The sequence below is a fragment of the Eubacteriaceae bacterium Marseille-Q4139 genome (assembly GCA_018223415.1).
GTDB lineage: Bacteria > Bacillota > Clostridia > Lachnospirales > Lachnospiraceae > CABSIM01.
This window is the reverse complement of record JAGTTQ010000001.1, coordinates 3,504,485-3,526,066: the sequence shown is the minus strand read 5'-3', so window position 1 is coordinate 3,526,066 and position 21,582 is coordinate 3,504,485. Positions and strand designations below refer to the sequence as shown.

Genomic DNA, 21,582 nt, shown 5'->3' with positions numbered 1-21,582 from the left:
ATTTACACTCTTTGTCCGGATCATAAAGAACTGCAATTAGTCCTCAACCTTGACAATCTCGCGTTTATTATAGCTGCCGCATGCCTTGCACACTCTGTGCGGCATCATCAGCGCGCCGCATTTGCTGCATTTTACTAAGTTCGGAGCACTCATCTTCCAGTTTGCTCTGCGGCTGTCTCTTCTTGCTTTAGAAGATTTGTTCTTTGGGCAGATAGACATGGTTACACCTCCTTAAACTGTTTAAAAATATCCTGGATTACTGCCATCCTTGGATCAAGAGACCTGGTATCGCAGCTGCAAGTCTCATAATTGAGATTTGCTCCACATCTATTACAAATCCCTTTGCAATCTTCTTTGCACAGGACCTTCATAGGCAAACTCAAAGAAAGTTCGTTACACACCAGTTGGTCTGTATCCAGTTGATAACCGTTTAAATAAGATTGTTCATCCAAGTTTTTTACCCGTTCCTCATCGGAGATGCCAAGATCCAGCTCTTCGTCAAATTCCATGCTGCAAATATAGTCCACTGGCTCCAAACATCTGGCGCAGGGAATCCTCAGCGTCACCGACGTGCCGCCTGTCAGGGAAACCTTCCGCTTTCCGAGATTTTTGAGGACAATATGAACCGGCTCCGATGAAACCACCGGATAACTTCCCTCCGCGCCGTCGAAAACCGGCTTTTCAAAGGGGATGTCCCAGGTCTTTTCCCTGCCCTCATGGGTTAAAACTTCAGATAAGTGTATCAGCATATTGATCTCCTAATACGCACCTATGATATTATACATATGCAGGTAGTATTTGTCAACTACAAATTGTAACCGTTTCGCAGTTTCCAATCCATGCTTTCTGCACGGCTTGAACGGCCTGCGGGAAATTATCTGAAAAAGAATGTGGGGATGCAGACGTTCCATCCCCACAAACCTCTTTTCAAATTCTTACGGATTAAACGAGCGCCAGAGTCTCTCTTGCGATTGCTAACTCCTCGTTTGTCGGAACAACCATCACCATAACCTTGGAATCCGGTGCGGAAATGATCGTGTCCTTTCCTCTCACATCGTTGGCTGCGTCGTCGATCTTCACGCCAAGGTAGCTTAAGTGGCTGCAAACAGCCTTTCTCATGTTCTTGTCGTTCTCGCCGAGGCCTGCCGTGAATGCGATTACATCAACGCCGTCCATGGCTGCGGCATATGCGCCAATGTATTTGATTACGCGGTAATTGAAGGCATTCAGTGCCTTTGCCGCACGCTCATTGCCCTCGGCAGCCGCGCCCTCGATGTCACGGAAGTCGCTGGATACGCCGGAAAGGCCAAGAACGCCGGATTTCTTGTTGAGGACGTTCATCACGCCTGCGATGTCCAGGTTCTCTTTCTTTGCGATGTACTCCATGATAGCCGGATCCATATCACCGGAGCGGGTTCCCATGATTAAGCCCTCAAGCGGGGTAAGGCCCATGCTCGTATCAACGGATTTTCCGTTCTTTACTGCGGAAAGGCTTGCGCCGTTTCCAAGGTGGCAGACGATGATCTTAAGATCCTCGTAGGGCTTTCCGGCAAGCTCGGCAGCTTTCTTGGATACGAAGCTGTGGGAGGTTCCGTGGAAGCCGTATCTTCTTACCTTGTAGTTCTCATAGTATTCATAGGGAAGGCCGTAAAGATATGCCTCCTCCGGCATGGTCTGATGGAAAGCCGTATCGAAAACAGCAACCATCGGAGTCTCCGGCATCAGCTCCTGGCAGGCACGGATACCGATCAGGTTTGCCGGGTTGTGAAGCGGAGCCAGATCGTTGCACTCCTCAATAGCCTTGATGGCCTCTTCCGTAAGCAGCGTGGAGGTCGTGAACTTCTCGCCGCCGTGTACCACACGGTGTCCTACGGCGCCAACCTCGGCAAGGCTCTTAATAACGCCCGTCTTCTCATTGGTGAGGGCATCCAGAACCATCTGGATCGCCTGGGTGTGGGTCGGCATCGGAGAAACCGTAACCTCTTTCTCGCCGCCGGCCGGCTGGTAAGTAATCTGGCTTCCCTCAATTCCGATTCTCTCGCAGAGGCCCTTTGCAAGGACTGCCTCTGTGTCGGAGTTGATGAGCTGGTACTTTAAGGAAGAACTGCCGCAGTTAATAACTAAAATATTCATGACAAAAAAACTCCTTATTCCGCGCATTGCGCTTTCTCTCTGGCCGGGGCATCGTCCCCCGGCCGCATTTTTCGTTTCTTTTCAGAAGAATTAAGCCATCTGGGCCTGTACAGCCGTCAGGGCTACAACGCCTACGATATCCTCAGCAGAACAGCCGCGGGATAAGTCGTTGACGGGTCTTGCAATACCCTGGAGCATCGGGCCGTAAGCCTCTGCCTTTGCAAGTCTCTGAACCAGCTTGTAGCCGATGTTTCCGCAGTCCAGGTTCGGGAAAATTAAGACGTTGGCATGGCCAGCCACCTTGCTGCCCTTTGCCTTGGACTCGCCGATTGCCGGAACGATGGCAGCGTCAAGCTGAAGCTCGCCGTCCAGGTTTAACTCCGGATATTTCTCTTTTGCGATTCTCGTAGCCTCTGTCACCTTGTCCACCAGGGCATGCTTTGCGCTTCCCTTTGTGGAATGGGACAGCATTGCGATGACCGGCTCGTCGCCAACAAGGGCGCGGAAGCTCTTGGAGCTGCTGTCTGCGATGGCAGCCAGTTCTTCCGACGTCGGATCCTGGTTCAGGCCGCAGTCAGCGAACAGGAACGTGCCGTTGTCGCCGTACTCGCAGTTCGGAACATCCATGATAAAGAAGCCGGATACCAGCTCGGTTCCCGGTGCCGTCTTTAAAATCTGGAGTGCCGGTCTTAAGGTATCAGCCGTTGCATGGCAGGCGCCGGCAACAAGGCCGTCTGCCTTATTCTCCTTTACCATCATAACACCGTATGTGATAAAGTCATTCTTTAAAGTCTCCTGCGCCTTCTCAAGCGTCATTCCTTTGTGCTTTCTTAACTCATACAGAGCCTCGGCATAGTGGCCGAACTCCGGATCCGTCTCCGGGTCTACGAACGTAACGCCGTTTACGTCTGCGTTCAGGGCAGAAGCCTCTTCCTTAATCTTTGCTTCGTTTCCGATTAAGATCAGGTTTGCCGTGCCCTCCTCTAAGATCTTTGCGGCAGCCGTAATGGTTCTCTTGTCGTCGCTCTCCGGCAGGACAATCGTCTTCTTGTTCTGTCTTGCCTTCTCTTTCATCCGCTCAATGAATGACATGATTGATAAACTCCCTTCTCTTTCCGTTGTATTTGCACGCTGCAATAATTTTATTATATATCAGCAAAATATTCCATACAAGCCGATTTTTTCTTTTTCTTGCACTTTTTTCAGTACCTGGACAGGGAAGGTCAGATTTTCTCGTAATGCTCTACGTCGATGACGAAAATCGTCGCTCCGCCGACCTCTACGGTCATCGGCATCGTGGCACAGTTCATCATGGCAGCCCCGGAGATATAAGGCATGTTGATGGTAATTTTCTGGCGCTTTCCGCACTCCTGCTTGATGGTCTCGATGACGTCTGAGACATGCTCCGCTTCGGTACCGATTAAAAGCGTCGTATTGCCTTTTTTCAGGAATCCGCCGGTGGTGGCAAGCTTGGTGATGCTGTAATGTTTCTTTGTCAGGGCGCTGATCACTTCATCTTCATTGTCGTAACGGACGATTGCGTAAATTAACTTCATAAAATCATTCCTTTCCTGGTTCATTTCCGTCTCCGTCCTGCTTCCCGGCACATGCCGCCGGGGCAAAACAGGAGGCCGGACACCGTCTGCGGGCTTTCGCCTGCATCTCTTCTCCACCATTATAACACAATTATCTCTTAATAACAATTTAATATTGCTTTAAACTTATATTTATTATATATTTAATGGAAAGACCGGACAATATAAAACGAATGCAAAAAATAACAGATAGAACTCCAGGAGCCGACAGCCATGAAAACAGCAGGAATCATTGCAGAATACAACCCGTTCCACAACGGGCACCTCTACCAGCTTCAGAAAACACGGGAAATGACCGGCGCGGACTTTGTGATTATCGTCATGAGCGGCGATTTCATGCAGAGAGGCACGCCGGCCCTTTTTGACAAGTACCTGCGCTGCCGTGCCGCACTCCTTGGCGGCGCCGATCTGGTGATTGAGATGCCGGTGTTCGGCTCCCTTTCCAGCGCCGCCGACTTTGCCGACTGCGGCGTCTCGCTTTTAAATCAGACAGGCGTCACGGATTTTCTCTCTTTCGGCAGCGAATGCGGCGACATCGAGGCTTTAAAGGCGCAGGAAGCTTCTATGGATATTTCGCGGGAGGACGTTTCCGCGAAAATCCGGGATGGCGTAAAAAGCGGGAAAACCTGGCCGCAGGCCAGGGCCGATGCCTTTTTTGCCCTGTCGGATGCCCAGGCTCTGGCCGCCCCCAACGATATTTTGGCCGTCGAATACCTGAGGGCCTTAAAAAAATTCCATTCCAACATAGTTCCATATACGGTACCAAGGTGTGATGATGGCTACCACAGCGAAACCGTTGCCGGCTCTTTTGCCTCGGCCACGGCGCTAAGGCGCGCGTATCTCGAAGGGCGGAATGTGGACTTTGAAAGGGCCGTCCCTGCGTTTCTTCCGGGGCTTTTAAAGGACGGTGGCTGCGTCCCGGTGGAGTTTGACGATTTTTCCATGCTGCTTTCGGAAAAGCTTTTGACCTCTCCATTGGAGCGTCTGAAAGAGACGGCCTCCATGCCGGCGGATCTGGCGGCAAAGCTTTTCAGAGAGCGCCTGAATTTTAAAAAAGCCGGCGGGCTGACGGCGGCCGCCAAGGACAGGCAGTACACCTACACCCGCGTAAACCGTGCCCTCATGAGCGTAATCCTGGGAATTACAAAAGAGGAAACGAAAGCGTTTAAAGACATGGACAGCGCGCCGTGGCTCAGGATCCTTGGCTTTAGGCGGAGCGCCGTGCCGCTTTTATCGGAAATGAAAAAGAAAGCCGGGGTTCCCATGATTTCCAAGGTGGCCGACGCAGGAGAACGGCTTTCCGGGCCTGCCCTCTCTCTTTTTGAAAAGCATTTAAAAACGGCGGAGCTTTACCGCCTCGCCGCCCAGCTAAACCATGCGGCCGGGCGTCCGCTTCCGAACGAATACACCCGGCCGGTCATCATCCTATAAATCCGCTTCCCCGCTTTCGCTAAAAAGCCGGTATAACGTCGGGGTTACGGAAAGTTCCTTTAAAATATCTTCGATTTCATGCCGGTTGTCCTTTTTCTCCCCCTGCCGCACGGCGCGGATTAAAAGGTTTTTCGGCGTGTGTTCCATGTCGATGAACTCCAAAATCTGGACGCGGTAGCCCTGGCTCTCTAAAAGCTGTGCCCGGAGCGCATCCGTAAACAGGGCAGCCGTCCGCTCCTTGATAATCCCGTACTGGAACAGCGGTGCGAACCGCTCACTCTTCATCTGGGCATTTAACTCATGCTGGCAGCATGGCACCGAAAGAATCACCTTCGCGCCCCATTTGACGGCCTTATAAAGGGCGTAGTCCGTGGCCATGTCGCAGGCATGGAGCGTCACCACCATGTCCACATGGTCGACGCCTTCGTAGGAGGCGATGTCGCCGGTTAAAAACGTCAGGTTTTCATAGCCGTATTTTTCCGCAAGGCGGCTGCATGTGCGGATCACGTCTTCCTTTAAATCCAGGCCGATGATGCGGACGGGATACCCCTTTAATTCCTTTAAATAGTAGTACATGGCAAAGGTCAGGTAGGATTTCCCGCAGCCAAAATCCAGGATCACGTTTTCCCTGTTTTTATCAAGCTTCGGAAGCACGTCCTCGATGAATTCCAGGAAGCGGTTGATCTGGCGGAATTTATCGTAGCGGGCATGGACAATCTTTCCGTCCTTTGTCTGGACGCCAAGATCCACGAGGAACGGCACCGGGATTCCCTCTTCGAGGATGTAATGCTTTTTCCGGTTGTGGGACAGGGAGGCGCGCCAGGCGTCGGAAAGGACCGGCTCTGCCTTCTTTTTCTTATGGATCGTGACCTTGCCCTTTTTGCTCACGAGAACCGATGCCTCGAGGGCGGCCGTCTCCGCCTGGAGCTGCTTAAAGGAAGTACCCAAAAGGCCGGTCACGTAGCTTGCAGCCTCTTCCTTCGGAAGATTTTTATGGAAGGCCTGTTTGCCGACGAATTCTTCCGCCTGGAATTTTAACACGCCGCCTGTTAGAACCGGGCGGAGCCGAACCTTCATGGGGCCGTCCGCCTGCAGGCGGCCGCTTAACACCATCTGTCTTAAATCTTCTGTGAGAAGCTCCTCGATTGTTTTAAGAAGCCCGTCATTTTCCATCATTTTTTCCACTCCATCCGCTCCTTAAAAGCTCCGGCCACGGCTCCAGATGCCCGTAGTCGTTGATCCGGTTCACATAGTACCGGCCATCCTCTTTCTTTTCGATCTCCGTGATGCTGCAATTTTCCAGGTGGGAGGCGAACAGCCGGTTTTTCGCAAAGTCCAGGCCGAGGAAATAACAGAGCAGGCTCCGGATCACGCCGCCGTGGGTGATGACGGCAATGCGCTCCATCCCGCTCTCTTCCATCTCCTCGAAAACCGGCAGCACGCGCTTTGCCACATCGGCGCAGCATTCCCCGCCGGGATAGGGAAGATCCCGTTTCATCTTCGCTTTTTCCGCCAGAAATTCCCCGAAGGTTTTCACAATTTCCGCGTCGCTCATGCCCTCCATGTCTCCGAAGGAAATCTCTCTGAGATCCGGCCGGATCACATGGGGAAGGTTCCAGATTGTATTTGCGATTTCCGCCGTCTCCACGGCACGGAGAAGCCCGCTCGACCAGACGGCATCCGGGCGCTCTGCCTCAAGACGTTTGCCGAGAAGCTCTGCCTGGCGGCGTCCCTCCGGCGCCAGCGGCACGTCCACGTTGCAGAGCGGGCTCATCTGCCTTCCGTGGCGGATCAGATAAAATTTCATGGCTTCGTCTCCTCTAAACCGTAAGGATCTCGGACATCTCATCCCGCTTTGCCACGGCAATGTGGAAATCGGAGGCCCGGTATGGGCACTCTCCCATGTCGACTTCCACCTTTACGGTCTCGTAGGCCAGCTCGGGGAGATTGTTTTCCTTGCTCAGATGCCCCAGAAGGATATGTTTTAGCTTATCGTTTAAGATGCAGTTTAAAAGCCGTCCGGCATTCTCATTGGAGAGGTGGCCGTAATCGCCCATGATCCGGCGCTTTAAGTAGTAGGGGTAGGGGCCGGTCTCCAGCATGTGAAGGTCGTGGTTGGACTCCAAAAGGACAGCGTCCAGATCCAGAAGGTGATCGATGGTGTACTGGTCGTAATGGCCCAGGTCGGTCGCCACCGCAATGGACTTCCCGCCCTGCTGGATCCGGTAGGCCACCGGGTCGGCAGCATCGTGGTCGATGTGGAACGGCTTTACGGTCATGTCGCCCACAGCGAAATCCACATCCGGGCGGATCGGGCGGAAAAGCTCTCTCGGGTATTCCCCGAGATACTTCATTTTCCGGATCTCCTCCAGGGTCTTTTCCGTCCCGTAGATGGGGATTTCATATTTCCTCGAAAGGACGCCGAGCCCCCGCACATGGTCGGAGTGCTCGTGGGTGATGCAGATGGCCGAAAGCTCCGACGGCTTTACGCCCACGTCACAAAGCCCCTTTTCAATCCGCTTCGTGCTGATCCCGGCGTCGATGAGGACGTGAGTGGTTTCCGTCCCCGCATAGATGCAGTTCCCGCTGCTCCCACTGGCAATGCTAACAAATCTCATGTTCTAAAATTCCCTTCAGCTGCTCTTTTACTGTCTCCTTATCGCCGTTGTTGTCGATGACAAAGGTGCAGCGTTTTCTGTATTCTTCCTCGGAGTCCTGGCGTTTCATGATGGACTCGCATTTTTCTCTCGTATAGCCCCGGTCTTTCATGAGGCGGAGAATCCGGTTTTCCTTTGTGGTATAGACGTAGCCGACCGCGTCGAAAAAGCCTTCCGGCGCTGTGTCAAAAATCGCCGCCTCCACCACCACAATCGGCTCTTTGGCCTCGTCCGCCTCTTTTTTTATGGTCTCCCACACAAGAGGATGGATGATGGCATTCATGGTTTTCCTGGCCGCTTCGTCATGGAAAATCAGCGACGAAAGCTTTTCTTTGTCCACGGAGCCGTCTTCCTTTATAAAACCGGTTCCAAGGGCGGCCGTCACGCGCGAGAGCCCTTCGCTCCCCGGCTCCATCAGATCATGGGCCACCAAATCGGCCAGGATGATTTTCGCACCGAAGGACTCGGAAAGCACCTGTAAAACGCTGCTTTTTCCGGCCCCGACGCCGCCTGTGATCCCTAGAATCCGTTTTTTCTTCACTTCTTCCATCTCCTACTTGGCCTCAAACCAGTTTTTCCCGTCGTGCATGTCGATTTCCAGCTCCACCTTTAAGGCGGCCGCATGCTTCATCTCCTCGGAGAGGATGGTTTTCACCTGTTCTTCCTCATCCATGCTGGTCTCAATTAAAAGTTCGTCGTGTACCTGCAAAATCAGCCTGGATTTTAACCCCTCGTCGCGGAGGCGCCTGTCCACGCGGATCATGGCAATTTTTATGATGTCGGCCGCCGTGCCCTGAATCGGCGAATTCATGGCGACGCGCTCACCGAAGGAACGCTGCATGAAATTCGACGACTTTAATTCCGGCACCGGGCGGCGTCTGCCAAACATGGTCGTCACATAGCCTTCCGCCTTTGCCGTCTCCACGAGACCGTCTAAAAACTCCTTGACCTGGGGATACGTCTTAAAATACTGGTTGATGTATTCCAGGGCCTCTTTTCTCGTGATGCTGAGGTCCTCGCTTAAGCCGAAGGCGCTGATCCCGTAGACAATACCGAAGTTTACGGCCTTGGCGTTCCGCCTCTGGAGCGGCGTCACCTCGGAAAGGGGGATGTGGAACACCTGGGACGCCGTGATAGCGTGGATGTCCTGGGCGCTCCGGTAGGCCTCAATCAGGCGCTCATCGCCGGATAAATGGGCCAGGACGCGAAGCTCGATCTGGGAATAGTCGGCGTCCAGGAACACAAAGCCGTCCCGCGGCACGAAGACCTTGCGGATTTCCCGGCCCAGCTCCATGCGGATCGGGATGTTCTGAAGGTTCGGCTCGGTGCTGCTGATGCGGCCGGTGGCCGTGATGGTCTGGTTGAAGCGGCTGTGGATCCTGTTGTCGCTTCCGATGAAGGCGTCGAGACCGTCGGCATAGGTGGACTTTAATTTCGTGTACTGGCGGTAGTCGAGGATTTTTTTCACGACCGGGTAGTCGGGCGCCAGCTTTTCCAGCACGTCAGCCGCCGTGGAGTAGCCTGTCTTCGTCTTCTTCCCGCCTTTGATCTGCATGGTTTCAAACAGGACTTCGCCAAGCTGCTTGGGCGAGTTGATGTTGAACTCGCAGCCGGTTTCCTGCCAGATTTCCTTTTCGAGGATTTCAATTTTTCCCTTTAATTTCTCTCCGTAGGCACGAAGCTCTTCCCGGCGGACTTCGATGCCCTCTTCTTCCATATGGTAGAGGGCGTAGATGAGGGGAAGCTCGATGTCATGGTAGAGGGCTTCCATGCCGGTTTCATGGAGGGCTTTCTTTAACGGCTCTGCCGCCATGCAGGCCGTGTACGCCGTATAGCAGGCGCAGCGCTTCACTGTGTCTTCATCCTCTTCCCAGACGGCCTTCCAGCCCTTCTTTCCGAAAAGGTCTGCCTTTGACGGAACCGTAAGGCCGAGGTAATCTCTCGCCAGATCGTCGTATTCGTAGGTATCCGTCAGCGGATTTAAGAGGTAGGCCGCAACGCCGGCGTCGCAGACAACGTCGCCGTAATTTAAGTTTAAAAACGGAAGCTGGCTCTTTAAATCGAGAACCCAGACCTCCCGCGCTTTGCAGAGGGAGGTTAATGCATCCGCCAGATAGCTGCCTGTCAAAAAGCCCTCGGCCGGAAGAAACGCGCTCTCTTTTCCGTCCAGGCAGACGGAAAGGCCGAAAATTTCGTCTTTGTCGGTGAAAAGCTGTGCGCCGGCTTTTTCTGCCGTCTGCGCTTTTTTGAGGAAGTTTTCCGCCTCGGAAAAATCGCGGATCACGGCGAAGGTCTCTTCTACGCTGTTTTCCGACACGCATTCGGCGCCGAACCGCTGGAGCAGGGATTTAAAACCAAGGCGCGCCATCAGGTCATAGGCGGCCTGGGTATAAAGCTTCCCGATTTTGGCGTCGTCTAAGGAAAAGTCGATGGGGGCGTCGATGCAGATTTTCGCAAGGGTCCTGGAAAGCTCTGCCATGTCTTTATGCTCTTCCAGGGCCTTTTTCGCCCTCGGCGGCTTTACTTCGTCCAAATGGGCGTAGATATTTTCCAGGCTGTGGTACTGGACGATCAGGTTTGTGGCCGTCTTTTCACCGATGGAGGGAACGCCGGGGATGTTGTCGGAGGCGTCGCCCATGAGGGCTTTCACGTCGATGAATTCCGCCGGCGTCACCTGGTATTCCCGCTTTACGTCCTCCGGGTAATAGTCGTGGATTTCCGTGGTTCCGCGGCTCGTTTTGGGGATGCGGATTTTGATGTGGGTATCCGCAAGCTGGAGCAGGTCGCGGTCGCCGGAGACGATGGAGACCTCGATTCCCATGGCCTGCGCTTTTTTCGCCGCCGTGCCGAGGATGTCGTCAGCCTCATAGCCCTCTCTCGTTAAAATCGGGATTTCCATGGCAGCAAGGACTTCCTTCATCACAGGCACCTGCTCGTGAAGCTCCTCGGGCATGGGCTTTCTCGTCCCTTTGTAATCTCCGTACATTTCGTGGCGGAAGGTGGGCGCCTTCAAATCGAAGGCCACGGCCAGATGATCCGCCTTTTCCTCTTCCAGTATTTTAAACAGGATATTTAAAAATCCATAGACTGCATTCGTATGAAGGCCCTCGGAATTCGTAAGCTCCGGGACGCCGTAAAAGGCACGGTTTAAGATGCTGTGCCCGTCGATCAGAACAAGTTTTTCCATGTCGCTCTCCTGTGATGTTTTAGAAAAAGAGGAAGCCGGCCTGATGCCAGATCCGAAGCTGCAAGAGCACCGTGACGATGAGGCTCATGGCCATCAGGGTCCGCACGGCATAACGCGTGATCCGGAACATGAGAAGGCTCTTTAAAACGCGTCTGGATTCCGTAAGCTTCCGCTTTAAATCGCCGGCGATGTCGTAGGTTCCGTTGTCTTCGTCCAGATTTTTTAAACCCACGTCTACCATATAGTAGATTTCCAGCTCCTCCCGGCAGTTTTCGCATGTTTCGATGTGCTCCATGAACTCCTCAAGCTCGGAAAGGGACAGCTTATCTTCGATATAGGGAACAACCATTTTTTCCGCTTCCGTACATGTCACGTCCTCACGCTCCCTTCCTGTTTACTGGCTATCATCATACAACAATCCCAGCAGGATTTCAACTGAAATCGGGCATCATGCCTGTCCGGAAGACAGGATGTCCGAGAGCTGGCGAAGGTCGTTGTTTCCGCCGGAAAGGACGAAGCAGACCTTTTCTTCCGGCGTTACCGGAAGCTTTCCGGAGAGGGCCGCCGCGATTCCCATGACTGAGGACGGCTCTGCCACAAGCTTCGCTTTTCCCGCGAGGACGGCCATGGCTTTCTTTATGGCATCATCATCCGCCGTCACCAGCTCGTCCACCAGGCGCTCGATGGCCTTAAAGTTTTCGGGATCCGCATGGTCTGTCCTCGTCCCGTCTGCAATGGTGTCCACCTTTTTTAAGGTCACGGGACGGCCTTCCTTCCGGCTTAAGCTGTAACGCGGCGCGCCTTCCGGCTCCATTCCGATGACGCGGATGTCCGGCTTCATGCCCTTTACGGCCGTGGCGACACCGGTGATGAGACCGCCGCCTCCGATGGGCACGACGACCGTGTCCATATCCGGCTCGTCCTCTAGGATTTCCAGGCCGATGGTACCCTGGCCGGCGCGGACGCCGTCATCGGCGTAGGGGTGCACCTGGGTTCTGCCCTCGGTACGCACAAGTTCTTCGGCCTTCGCCTCTCTCTCGCTCCCCAAAGTCCCCACCAGAAGCACGGGAACGCCGTACTCTTTCACGCCTGCAAGCTTTGCCGGGTTGCAGTTTGTGGGCATGATGATGACGGCGTCGATGCCGCAGGATTTGGCAGCGCAGGCGACTCCCTGAGCATGGTTTCCGGAGGAGCAGGCCACGATTCCGCGGCTTTTTTCCTCGTCGCTTAAGGATAAGATCCGGTTTGTGGCGCCCCGGAGCTTAAAGGAGCCGGTGTGCTGGAGGTTTTCCGGCTTTAAATAGACCTGACAGCCCAGGATGGAATCCAGCGCCGGCACGCGAAGGAGCGGTGTTCTTAATACATAGCCGCTGATTCTCTCTTTTGCGGCTTTTACGTCTTCTAAAGTTATCATGGCAGTTCCCTCCGATTTTTTGATTTATCTTTACTTTACCATGTTTTGGAGCGGGCGGCAACCTTCGGAGAATTTTTATCGGGCAGTTCCTTCTTTTCCTATTTTATGTTATACTGTTGGAAAACAGGTTTCCGCCTTTTGCTTTGGCGGCTGAATCCATGTGAAAGGAGTCCCATATGAAAATCCATTTGTTCAGAAAAACTGCCAGACGGTCCCTTTCGGCTCTGCTGGCGGCGGCCCTTATGATGGGGAACGCATTTTCTTCCATGGGCGTCATGCCGTCTCAGGACAGCCCGCAGGCCGAAGAGGTTTCCTCTGAGCTTCTCCCTTCCCGGTTTTTATCCGCGGAGAATGTCTCCTATGTAAGTTTTCCCAGCCGTTTTGAGGACATGATTCCCGACGGTTATGATGAACAGTATTATGTATTCACTTTGGATGCCGTAAGAGATCTCAGCATCTCGGTGGAGTTTGAAGACAGAGACTTCGGTGTCGGGGCAGAGCTTCTCGACAGCTCTTTTGAAAGCCTTTCTGTCTCCCGCCGGAAAAACGGCCAGCGGATCACAAAAGCCAACACGTCTCCCGGTACATACTTTCTGAGGATCTTCCCTCTTTCCGGAAGCGACGGCTCGCAGCCGTTCCAGGTTTCTCTTCAGAAAATGGACATTGCCACCTCTTCTGTGGCAAAGGTGGACTATTCGGAGCTCCATCTGGCTGCCATGCTCCAGGGCACCGACTCGCCTTACCGCATCAATGGCTTCAGCCCCGAATATGAGAAGTTTTACAGCGATGACGGGGAAAGCTGTTTCTACCGGAAACGGGAAGAGCCCGTCTTTGAGGACGCCGGAGTCAATTCCGGCGGCTTCTATCCCATGCCGCAGCATTACTATTCTTCCTGGCTCGGCCCGGTGGCAGATCGCGTTCTCCCCATATCGGATATTCCGGCCAAAAAGGACTCGGATTCTGATGAGGACTACGCGCGCTTCCTTCAGGAAAAGGGGATCACTTATACCGGCGATCCCACGCCCCTGGTCCATGTGCAGAATGCCATCGCGCTTCCGCCCCGCTTTGCCGAACTGGAAGACGGAAATGAGGAAGAACTGCCTGGATGGGACAGCCATTTAAAGAACGCAATCATGACTTACGGGGCCGTCACCTCCGGAATTTACTGGGGCGGCGCCTCCTGTGAAAAGGAAGAAAACATTTACGTCAGCGGATGGGATTATGCTTGGGCAACGACCTCGGAAGGCAAAAAAGTGATTATCCCCGTCAACTTGTTCGAGGACAGCGATCCCCTGTCGGTGAACCATGAAATCGTCATTGTTGGATGGGACGATGCATATCCGCGGGAAAATTTCCGCTATGCCGTTCCCAAAGGCGTGGCTACCGGCTCGGACGCCCTGGATTCCGACGAATTTCTTCCGGAGCGCGACGGTGCGTGGATTATCCGCAACTCCTGGGGCGAGGATTCCGGCGACGGCGGCTACTATTACGTCTCCTACTGCGACAGACGTCTGGTGTCCAATGACAACAGCTGGGCTTACAGCGCGGCCGAGACGAACGACAACTATAATAAAATGTACACGACTGCCCTTCTGCCCTATGCTTCCGGTGAATACCTGAACACAGGCTCCGATGTCTTCCTGACCTCCACCGTCTTTACGGCTGAGAAAGGCGCGGCCGATGTCCTGAAGGCAGTCTCTTTTGACATTGCCAACAACAACATCCATTATCAGATCTGCGTAAACCGTGGAGATGAGGTCGGCGAGGGATGGAAGGAGGAAAACATCTATGCCTCCGGCTCCAAACAGTATGCCGGTATTTATACGGTTCGGCTGAACAAGCCGCTCCTTTTGACGCCGGGCGAAGAGTTTGAGGTCATCCTGCGGCTGGAAACCGAGGACGGCGATCCGCTCTCCATTCCCATGCTCCGCAATTCTGACACGTACTCAAACCTGCCTTCCAAAGAAGGTCTCGCCTTCTATTCCGACGACGGTGACGAATGGGAGGACTTAGGAAGCGGATTTATGGAACCTGCGGAAGCCAACAATCATTACGGCTATTTTACAACGAAGGCTCTCTGCTATGACGCGAAGATGAAAGACGGCGCTGTCAAGCGCATCCCCTCCATTGAGGTCGATCCGGACGATTATTATGCTCTGACGTCCTCCAACGCTTATGAGGCGGAGGCGACGGAAGAAAAAACGGCTGGCACCCGTTCCCGCTCTGGTGCCGGCGGCCATGTGCTTAAGACCAGGGAAATATCGGTGCTCGGCGAAACGGCTCTTCCGAAAGAAGTGGAAACACAGCTTCCGGAGGCCTTTGACCTCAGAAAGGTCAAGGCGCTCACACCGGTGAAAGACCAGGCTTCCACCAACACCTGCTGGACATTTGGATCCACGGCCTGCGTGGAGTCCAGCTTCCTGTTAAACGGAAGCAACCTTTATAATTACAATTATTCCTCCGGGATCCGGCTCGATACGTCGCTGCCTGTGGGAAGGGATGGAAAAGCTGTCTATTCTTTTGATCTGGGAGACGGGGATACTCTGGATGACGCGCTCTTTTTCCCGGCACTTCTCTCCTGGGACGGCGGCCCCATTGAGGATGCCGGCGGAAAGCTTCGCTGGGAATTTTCCGGCGATACATCGGCCGTAGACCTCACGGAGTTTTATGAGATGACAGATGGCACCGGCATCACGGAAAGCGGAGAAGAATTCCTGCTGTTTGAGCCGGTTGGGAGCGGCACCGTCACCGTGAGCGTCAGCTCTGCCGACGATCCCACGAAGACGGCTTCCTGTGAGATTGTCCTTATGGAGGAAAACCATGTGGAGCAGATCACGGTTTCGCCGGAAACGCTGCGGCTTAAGAGAGGCGCTTCCTATCAGCTTGAGGTTTCCATTGAGGCTGATGCGGATGCCAAGATCACGCCTGTTTTCACATCGGATTCCCCGAACATCGCGTCTGTCGATGACACCGGAAAGGTGCTGGCGCTCCATGCAGGAACCACGGCCGTGCGTGTCCGCGCCGGCGGCAAAGAAGCTGTATGCACAGTGACGGTATGGACAAGTTCCGGCGGAAGCGGCAGCTCCGGTTCTTCCACTTCCCCGCGCTCCGGCGGCAGCCAGGGGGCCCTTTACGGAAACTGGAGCCTTGGAAGCGACGGCTTCTGGCGATTTGAGGTCAATGGAATACAGTACCGGGATACCTGGGCTTATCTTTATAATCCTTATGGGAATGGTGGTTCTGGTGATACGGGCTGGTTCCGGTTTGACGCTGAGGGGCGGATGCTTACCGGTTGGTTTCTGGATGGAGATGGGAACTGGTATTATTTGAATCCGATATCGGATGGCAGCCTTGGGAAGATGTGTGTTGGATGGGTGTGGATTTCGGATGATAGTGGGGATGAGTTTTGTTATTATTTCTACCCGGAGGCGGGGGCACCTATGGGGGCTATGGCGAAGAATGGGGTGACGCCGGATGGGTTTGTTGTGGATGAGGACGGGAGATGGTGTGTGGATGGGGTGGTTATGAAGAGGGGGTAGAGGATTAGAAGGGTTGGGATAGCTCAGGTGGGAGGTGAAAAAGGCGATTTGCCTGAGAGTTTTCCTTCGAGAGTCTGTGGTATCCCTGGATGTCTGTGGTTATTTGGAGTGGTTTAGGACGGGAAAGAGGTAAAGGCATAGGGGGAAAAATACTCTTAACTCTGCGTTTACCTCTTCTTTTGATTAGGTTTCCTTTGACGCAACTCCGGCTCTTAAATTAGCCTATATCACTGCCCTGTTGTGGTCAAGTGTTCAGCGAACACTTGTGGCTAAAAAAGAGTCTGTAAAAATTTTTGTGTCTTTGAAAAGAGATCTTTCGTAAGCGCCAAATATTAATACGGTCAGATACAAAATTATCCCAGCCCTTTGCGAGTTGGAGTAATTCACTATAATTCACATGCGGATTTTGGGAGTATCCCAAAGATTGTGTAAACCTTCAAACTGATGTAAGATAAACTTACCAGTTTGGAGGTTTATTTTATGGCAAGGAAAAAAGATACCCCACAAAAAGCTGCCCTTCGGGAAATGATGGGCAACTATCTGAAAGAAAACAAGGTAAAGGTCAAGGACGGAACCGATGTTAATTCCATTATGCGGGATATGATGTCCATCATCCTGGAAGGCGCGCTGGATCAGGAAATGGATGAAGAGCTGGGATATTCCAAGTATGATTATCGCAACAAAGAAACGGATAATTCCAGAAACGGGCATTCCCAGAAGACCATGCATACCAGCTATGGCGATATGGAGATTGATATCCCCCGTGACCGGAAAGGCGAGTTTGAACCACAGCTTGTCAAAAAGTATCAGAATACGGTCACTCAGGACATGGAAGAAAAGATCATCTCCATGTATGCCAAAGGAATGACCACGAACGATATTGAAAGCCATATGCGCGAACTATACGATATCGAAATTTCTGACAGTACCATCAGCAGGATCACAGATAAGATCCTTCCCATCGTAAAAGAATGGCAGGAAAGACCCTTGGAAGAAATCTATGCGGTCGTTTTTATGGATGCGATCCATTACCATGTCCGCAACGAAGGCCGGATTGTGAAACGCGCGGTTTATATCGCCATCGGGATTGATATGGAAGGACACAAAGATGTGCTCGGCATGTATGTCGGGCAAAACGAAAGCGCAAAATTCTGGCTTTCGATCCTGAACGGGCTGAAAAACCGCGGCGTGGAAGATATCCTGATCGCATGTGTAGATGGTCTGACCGGTTTTCCCCAGGCAATCGAAGCTGTTTTCCCGGACACGGAGATCCAGCAGTGTATCATCCATCAGATCCGGAATACGACAAAGTTTGTTTCCTACAAGGAACTCAAACCGCTGATGGCTGACCTGAAGCGTATATACGCAGCTCCCACGGAAGAGATCGCTCTGGCTGAACTGGACAGCTTTGATGAAACATGGAGCGGGAAATACCCCAAGATCGCAAAGTCCTGGAAGGACAACTGGGCGAATCTTTCGACTTATTTCAAGTATCCGGAAGCGGTCCGCCGCCTGATCTATACCACAAATGCCATTGAAGGATTTAACCGTCAGCTACGGAAAGTCACAAAATCCAAGACCGTATTTCCATCCGATGACAGTCTCCTGAAAATGTTGTATCTGGCCATGATGGATATCACCAAAAAATGGACGGGACACCGGCAGAATTGGGGACAGATTCACTCGCAGCTGGAGATATTTTTCGAGGAACGATTATCCGGATTATATGTCGTTTCTGGGCTGGCAAGGTTGGCCAGGCCAGCCCTGCTTGACATGTCCAGAAACGGTATTATATATAAACCAAGGCAGAACCTCAAAAAAGTGGCTCTGCCCAGAGTAACGAATGACATATCTTATATCAGTTTTTTCAGTTTACACAAAACATGAAACGGTCTCTCAAGCCGCTAAGAAAGAAAAATAATTGGGTATGAAAAGAATATAGACATTGTCTTATAAAACCGCTTTGCGTAACATGCCCATACACTATCAATATGATACATAACCCCTTGGCAACATCTATCCACACAATTCTACCTTGCTTACTTGCTTACTTGCTTACTTGCTTACTTGCTTACTTGCTTACTTGCTTACTTGCTTAACAAATTAAGCCATAATATATTACCTCGTGTCAATTTTTTTCACAAAATTTTAATCAATCCACACCCTTACTTCCGCTCTGCATTTTTGTCCTAGTAATCTATGTACTTTTTTTATATTTTCCAATAGAGAAATGGCCTCTTTAAAAGAGCCTTGAGGGCCATGCAGCATCCAATTCTTCGTTTTATCAGAAAAATGACATCCATTCCTTTTACCTATATGTAAAAGTTTTACCAAAGACATAATATACTTATTAGATTCACAGAATACCGTACCAAAATTAGGTGCAGACATGTCCTGCTTTTCCTTACATAAATCTAGTCTTTCTTTAATCCTATTATCGCATTCAGATTTGCTCATAGACGGAAATTCAAATAAGGCACCTATAATAATACAATTCTTCATTGTCTGAAAACTAGAATTCCTATATGAGAAGGTACCTTCCTCTCTAGGAACGGTATTAAGTATTCCATCAATAAGAACATCGACACTTATAATGTAGTCACTTATGCATTGTTTATGTTTCTTTCCACGGCCAGCATTCATATAAATTGCGCCACCAATCAAGCCAGGTACTGAAAACAAATACTCAATTCCACCATATCCTTCATTATTGATTGTCTTAATTGCTTTTTGCAGTCGAACAGATGCTCCAATATAATATTTTCCATCTTTTATATGCTTGATATCATTATTGAAATTTCTCACGCATAAAACTTCCCCAAATTCCTTACAATCATTAATGAGTAAATTCGACCCTCCCCCAATAATATATTTAGTCAAGTCAGGTTTTTCAGTTATCAGTGACTGTAATTCAGAAACTGATTCCGGAAAATACATTTTCTTAACATTCCCACCCATTTTAAATGTGGTATACATAGCTAATGGTTCATTTTCTTTAATCAGCATTCATCATATCTCCTTTAAAATCATATTTTTAATTTAATCCGATTTTCCTTAAGATGCATTTATCTAAAACAGTCAAAATGCTCGAACACACATATAACGAAAACATTGCCACCAACAAATTAATCAATGCATTGGAAGACAAATAGATATATGGTTGAATATAGGTTCTTGTTGCGTTGCAAAATATAGCACAGTGAATAAACCAGATATTTGTTGCTTGCATACCTAATTTTTTTAAAACCATTTGCAACGTTAATATCATCTTGCATCTATATTTAGAATCACATAAATTTGCGATACCATAAACTATAATAGGTGAATATATGAAATCAAAGGCTCTAATATAATATCTGCTTGCGAATGTTAATGCAAAAGCGACTGCAAATAAAATCGATTGATTTATCCTGTATGTATATCTATGAATAACCCCAAATATGTTGTACTTATTACATATATAACCAACTGCAATACAAGGAAAGTAGTGCTTCAAGTCATTTACCAAATCTGCTAATATTTTAAAACTGATAACCATTTCCAACACTAAGAATAAAACTGTAGGGAAAACTAGCCCCGATACAATAGCGCAAACTAGCGAACGATCAAGTAATTTATAAATTAGAAACATCACTATCAATGCCACGGCATAAAACGGTACATACCAGCAAAATTTCATAAAATCATTAGCTAAACCCAATATTTCTGGCAGCAGGACAATTAGATCAGGTTTGTATCCACATATTACACATGCAAACAACAGGAGTATAATAAACACAATCCAGTACATAATATAAAAAGATAAAATTTTCCTGAATATATCTTTTATTCTTCTTTTCTCTTGAATACAAAAAGCCCATCCTGTTATAAAGGCAAACATACCCACACATATACGAGTAGGTACATTAAAATACATAGCGAATAATAAATTTGGTTCATACCCCCCAATGATCCAATTTGGGAAAGTGAACATATGGTGTACTATCATTAATAGAATCGCAATGCCTTTTATCACCATAGAAGTATCTTTACTAATATAATACTTTTCTATTGAAGAATGTATTAATTTAACCTGATTTATTTGCATATATCTATCACTGTTTCCAATCATTTCTTTCTTTTAAATAATGCATGTTTCAATTTCGTAAACGTCAAACGCAATTCAGTTCTATAAAAGATAAATTCAACCACAAACACCACTAGAATTGCAAGTAATGTAATTGGTATAGCTTGAATTACCCATTCATAATATGAGGATGCATTGCAAAAATTAAATTTTTTACTTAAAATGACTATGCAACATATTGTTATAGCGGATAAAAATAATCTTTTTATTAGTGGAACAAGACTACGCTCTATTATATGATTTGACATATATATACAATATTGAAATGTACGAAATACCGTTGCACATAGTGTTCCAATAGCCACACCTACTAAGCCCAATTTATTTACAAAAATCACAGATACTACTATATTTAAGGCTGCCTCAAAGAAAGCACCATTACGCGTTTGTTTAAAATGTCCCACTGCTTCAACAATTGACTGATACGGAATGCGATAAGCCCCAAACAAAGTAGCAATAACCAATACATATGCAAATGCCGGTCTAATATAATTTGTATCCGTGATCCCTTTTGTATACACTCTAACAAACCCCAAAATCATTACAATTGTCACAGAAAATAGTAGGTTTGATATTGCAAATGTGATCTGCTCATATAATAACAAATTAGAATAAATTTTATTCTTTTCATTTTTTGCAAACATATTGCCAAACGCAGCACCAATTCCATTAACAAAAGTTAATAAAAACTTGCGTATTCCATTCGTTACCATATAATATACCGTATATACAGACACCTCTCTCACATTAGTGAAAACAGTCAATAAAAACATATCTGTATTCGAATTAACAAAATTTGCCACTTGCAGGCCAAAACAGTCCCAACGATCCTTGATTGCATCATTATTTGGCGGTACGGTCTTATCAATCCTATATTTTTTTCTTGCATAAAAATTAATAACTAAAGGGTTCAATGAAAAAGCAACCGCACTTCCCAACTTAACAATATGTATTCCAGCACCAAGCTTAATGAGTAATGCAGCAAATATTGTATTTAATATAGTTGTTCCAATCTGCACAAATGACACAACGCATTGTCTTTGATCTGAGAATAGTAATAATTGATAAGTCAATCCAAAAAAATACTGCACAAAGGTACTGATACCTAATATTAAAACAAGTGTAAAGGTAAACAACCAATCAAAGTCATCTCTAACAAATATTGGATATATGGAAGCAAACAATAATAAGCTAATTGAGAAGATAGATGCTACGCGTTTCATAAATTTATCAGTAGCATTTACTATTCCGCTCATTTCGTACACATTATTTTCAGCTAAGGGTTTATATAATGCTGCCTTTGTAACACCTCCAATTCCAGCTTTCATCAAGGATACATATCCCAAAAATTGTGTTATTGATGATGTTATACCGTTATATCCTGAACCAAAAGCAGATAGTATTAGCCTAGGTAGAATAAATCCACAGATTATTGCTACTAATTCATACGATAGCCCTGCTATTGTATTTAAAATTGCTTTTTTACTTCGCATTATTCAT

17 protein-coding genes and 1 pseudogene are annotated in these 21,582 nt (G+C 49.2%); 3 read left to right on the top strand and 15 right to left on the bottom strand.

The window, feature by feature from the left end; genetic code table 11:
- Positions 1–36: 36 nt before the first annotated feature.
- The 5 genes from rpmF to KE531_16810 all read right to left on the bottom strand — a co-directional run bounded on the left by rpmF (position 37) and on the right by KE531_16810 (position 3,689).
- Complete coding sequence (gene rpmF / locus KE531_16830) at positions 37–219, bottom strand: 50S ribosomal protein L32 (protein ID MBR9955254.1); 183 nt, start codon at positions 217–219, stop codon at positions 37–39.
- 2 nt (positions 220–221) lie between these two features.
- Positions 222–749 carry a DUF177 domain-containing protein gene (locus tag KE531_16825; protein MBR9955253.1) on the bottom strand — a complete coding sequence of 176 codons (528 nt, stop codon included), beginning with the start codon at positions 747–749 and terminating at the stop codon, positions 222–224.
- Between the two features lie 193 nt (positions 750–942).
- Positions 943–2,133 carry an acetate kinase gene (locus tag KE531_16820; GenBank protein MBR9955252.1) on the bottom strand — a complete coding sequence of 397 codons (1,191 nt, stop codon included), beginning with the start codon at positions 2,131–2,133 and terminating at the stop codon, positions 943–945.
- 90 nt (positions 2,134–2,223) lie between these two features.
- Complete coding sequence (pta, locus tag KE531_16815; GenBank protein MBR9955251.1) at positions 2,224–3,225, bottom strand: phosphate acetyltransferase; 1,002 nt, start codon at positions 3,223–3,225, stop codon at positions 2,224–2,226.
- Positions 3,226–3,356: 131 nt separating this feature from the next.
- The gene (locus tag KE531_16810) at positions 3,357–3,689 is read right to left on the bottom strand and encodes a cyclic-di-AMP receptor (GenBank protein MBR9955250.1); all 333 of its coding nucleotides are present in this window, start codon (positions 3,687–3,689) and stop codon (positions 3,357–3,359) included.
- Between the two features lie 252 nt (positions 3,690–3,941).
- Between KE531_16810 and KE531_16805 the strand changes: the two genes are divergently transcribed.
- Positions 3,942–5,159 (top strand): nucleotidyltransferase family protein, encoded by a 1,218-nt coding sequence (locus KE531_16805; protein MBR9955249.1) that lies wholly within the window; start codon positions 3,942–3,944, stop codon positions 5,157–5,159.
- On the opposite strand, the gene KE531_16800 is transcribed toward KE531_16805, so the two are convergent.
- From KE531_16800 to KE531_16770, 7 genes are all read right to left on the bottom strand, one after another.
- The gene (locus KE531_16800; GenBank protein ID MBR9955248.1) at positions 5,154–6,332 is read right to left on the bottom strand and encodes an SAM-dependent methyltransferase; all 1,179 of its coding nucleotides are present in this window, start codon (positions 6,330–6,332) and stop codon (positions 5,154–5,156) included. The two genes, KE531_16805 and KE531_16800, sit on opposite strands and share 6 nt — an antisense overlap.
- Positions 6,322–6,966: a histidine phosphatase family protein gene (locus KE531_16795; GenBank protein MBR9955247.1), complete on the bottom strand. Its 645-nt coding sequence runs from the start codon at positions 6,964–6,966 to the stop codon at positions 6,322–6,324. Before KE531_16795 ends, KE531_16800 begins: the two co-directional genes overlap by 11 nt.
- A 13-nt stretch (positions 6,967–6,979) precedes the next feature.
- The gene (locus KE531_16790; GenBank protein ID MBR9955246.1) at positions 6,980–7,777 is read right to left on the bottom strand and encodes an MBL fold metallo-hydrolase; all 798 of its coding nucleotides are present in this window, start codon (positions 7,775–7,777) and stop codon (positions 6,980–6,982) included.
- On the bottom strand, positions 7,764–8,366 hold the full coding sequence (gene coaE, locus KE531_16785) for a dephospho-CoA kinase (GenBank protein MBR9955245.1): 603 nt from the start codon (positions 8,364–8,366) through the stop codon (positions 7,764–7,766). The genes KE531_16790 and coaE overlap by 14 nt, the downstream gene beginning before the upstream one ends.
- A gap of 3 nt (positions 8,367–8,369) precedes the next feature.
- Positions 8,370–11,003, bottom strand: coding sequence for a DNA polymerase I (gene polA, locus KE531_16780; GenBank protein ID MBR9955244.1), 2,634 nt, complete (start codon positions 11,001–11,003; stop codon positions 8,370–8,372).
- A gap of 19 nt (positions 11,004–11,022) precedes the next feature.
- Positions 11,023–11,376, bottom strand: a complete 354-nt coding sequence (locus tag KE531_16775) for a zf-HC2 domain-containing protein (protein MBR9955243.1) — start codon at positions 11,374–11,376, stop codon at positions 11,023–11,025.
- Between the two features lie 75 nt (positions 11,377–11,451).
- Positions 11,452–12,417, bottom strand: coding sequence for a pyridoxal-phosphate dependent enzyme (locus KE531_16770; protein MBR9955242.1), 966 nt, complete (start codon positions 12,415–12,417; stop codon positions 11,452–11,454).
- Between the two features lie 176 nt (positions 12,418–12,593).
- On the opposite strand from KE531_16770, the gene KE531_16765 reads away from it, so the two are divergent.
- Both KE531_16765 and KE531_16760 read left to right on the top strand, forming a co-directional pair.
- Positions 12,594–15,956 (top strand): Ig-like domain-containing protein, encoded by a 3,363-nt coding sequence (locus KE531_16765; GenBank protein ID MBR9955241.1) that lies wholly within the window; start codon positions 12,594–12,596, stop codon positions 15,954–15,956.
- A gap of 525 nt (positions 15,957–16,481) precedes the next feature.
- Positions 16,482–17,672: pseudogene (locus KE531_16760) on the top strand (IS256 family transposase).
- 432 nt (positions 17,673–18,104) lie between these two features.
- On the opposite strand, the gene KE531_16755 reads toward KE531_16760, so the two are convergent.
- The 3 genes from KE531_16755 to KE531_16745 are packed head-to-tail and all read right to left on the bottom strand — an operon-like array spanning position 18,105 to position 21,575.
- Complete coding sequence (locus KE531_16755; GenBank protein MBR9955240.1) at positions 18,105–18,962, bottom strand: FAD-binding protein; 858 nt, start codon at positions 18,960–18,962, stop codon at positions 18,105–18,107.
- Between the two features lie 28 nt (positions 18,963–18,990).
- Complete coding sequence (locus KE531_16750) at positions 18,991–20,067, bottom strand: hypothetical protein (GenBank protein ID MBR9955239.1); 1,077 nt, start codon at positions 20,065–20,067, stop codon at positions 18,991–18,993.
- The gene (locus tag KE531_16745) at positions 20,064–21,575 is read right to left on the bottom strand and encodes a polysaccharide biosynthesis C-terminal domain-containing protein (GenBank protein MBR9955238.1); all 1,512 of its coding nucleotides are present in this window, start codon (positions 21,573–21,575) and stop codon (positions 20,064–20,066) included. The genes KE531_16750 and KE531_16745 overlap by 4 nt, the downstream gene beginning before the upstream one ends.
- Positions 21,576–21,582: the final 7 nt, after the last annotated feature.

Excerpts from the sequence above, each read along its gene's own strand:
- rpmF (MBR9955254.1), bottom strand. The coding sequence starts at position 219 with ATGTCTATCTGCCCAAAGAACAAATCTTCTAAAGCAAGAAGAGACAGC.
- KE531_16825 (MBR9955253.1), bottom strand. The coding sequence starts at position 749 with ATGCTGATACACTTATCTGAAGTTTTAACCCATGAGGGCAGGGAAAAG.
- KE531_16820 (MBR9955252.1), bottom strand. The coding sequence starts at position 2,133 with ATGAATATTTTAGTTATTAACTGCGGCAGTTCTTCCTTAAAGTACCAG.
- pta (MBR9955251.1), bottom strand. The coding sequence starts at position 3,225 with ATGTCATTCATTGAGCGGATGAAAGAGAAGGCAAGACAGAACAAGAAG.
- KE531_16810 (MBR9955250.1), bottom strand. The coding sequence starts at position 3,689 with ATGAAGTTAATTTACGCAATCGTCCGTTACGACAATGAAGATGAAGTG.
- KE531_16805 (MBR9955249.1), top strand. The coding sequence starts at position 3,942 with ATGAAAACAGCAGGAATCATTGCAGAATACAACCCGTTCCACAACGGG.
- KE531_16800 (MBR9955248.1), bottom strand. The coding sequence starts at position 6,332 with ATGGAAAATGACGGGCTTCTTAAAACAATCGAGGAGCTTCTCACAGAA.
- KE531_16795 (MBR9955247.1), bottom strand. The coding sequence starts at position 6,966 with ATGAAATTTTATCTGATCCGCCACGGAAGGCAGATGAGCCCGCTCTGC.
- KE531_16790 (MBR9955246.1), bottom strand. The coding sequence starts at position 7,777 with ATGAGATTTGTTAGCATTGCCAGTGGGAGCAGCGGGAACTGCATCTAT.
- coaE (MBR9955245.1), bottom strand. The coding sequence starts at position 8,366 with ATGGAAGAAGTGAAGAAAAAACGGATTCTAGGGATCACAGGCGGCGTC.
- polA (MBR9955244.1), bottom strand. The coding sequence starts at position 11,003 with ATGGAAAAACTTGTTCTGATCGACGGGCACAGCATCTTAAACCGTGCC.
- KE531_16770 (MBR9955242.1), bottom strand. The coding sequence starts at position 12,417 with ATGATAACTTTAGAAGACGTAAAAGCCGCAAAAGAGAGAATCAGCGGC.
- KE531_16765 (MBR9955241.1), top strand. The coding sequence starts at position 12,594 with ATGAAAATCCATTTGTTCAGAAAAACTGCCAGACGGTCCCTTTCGGCT.
- KE531_16755 (MBR9955240.1), bottom strand. The coding sequence starts at position 18,962 with ATGCTGATTAAAGAAAATGAACCATTAGCTATGTATACCACATTTAAA.
- KE531_16750 (MBR9955239.1), bottom strand. The coding sequence starts at position 20,067 with ATGATTGGAAACAGTGATAGATATATGCAAATAAATCAGGTTAAATTA.
- KE531_16745 (MBR9955238.1), bottom strand. The coding sequence starts at position 21,575 with ATGCGAAGTAAAAAAGCAATTTTAAATACAATAGCAGGGCTATCGTAT.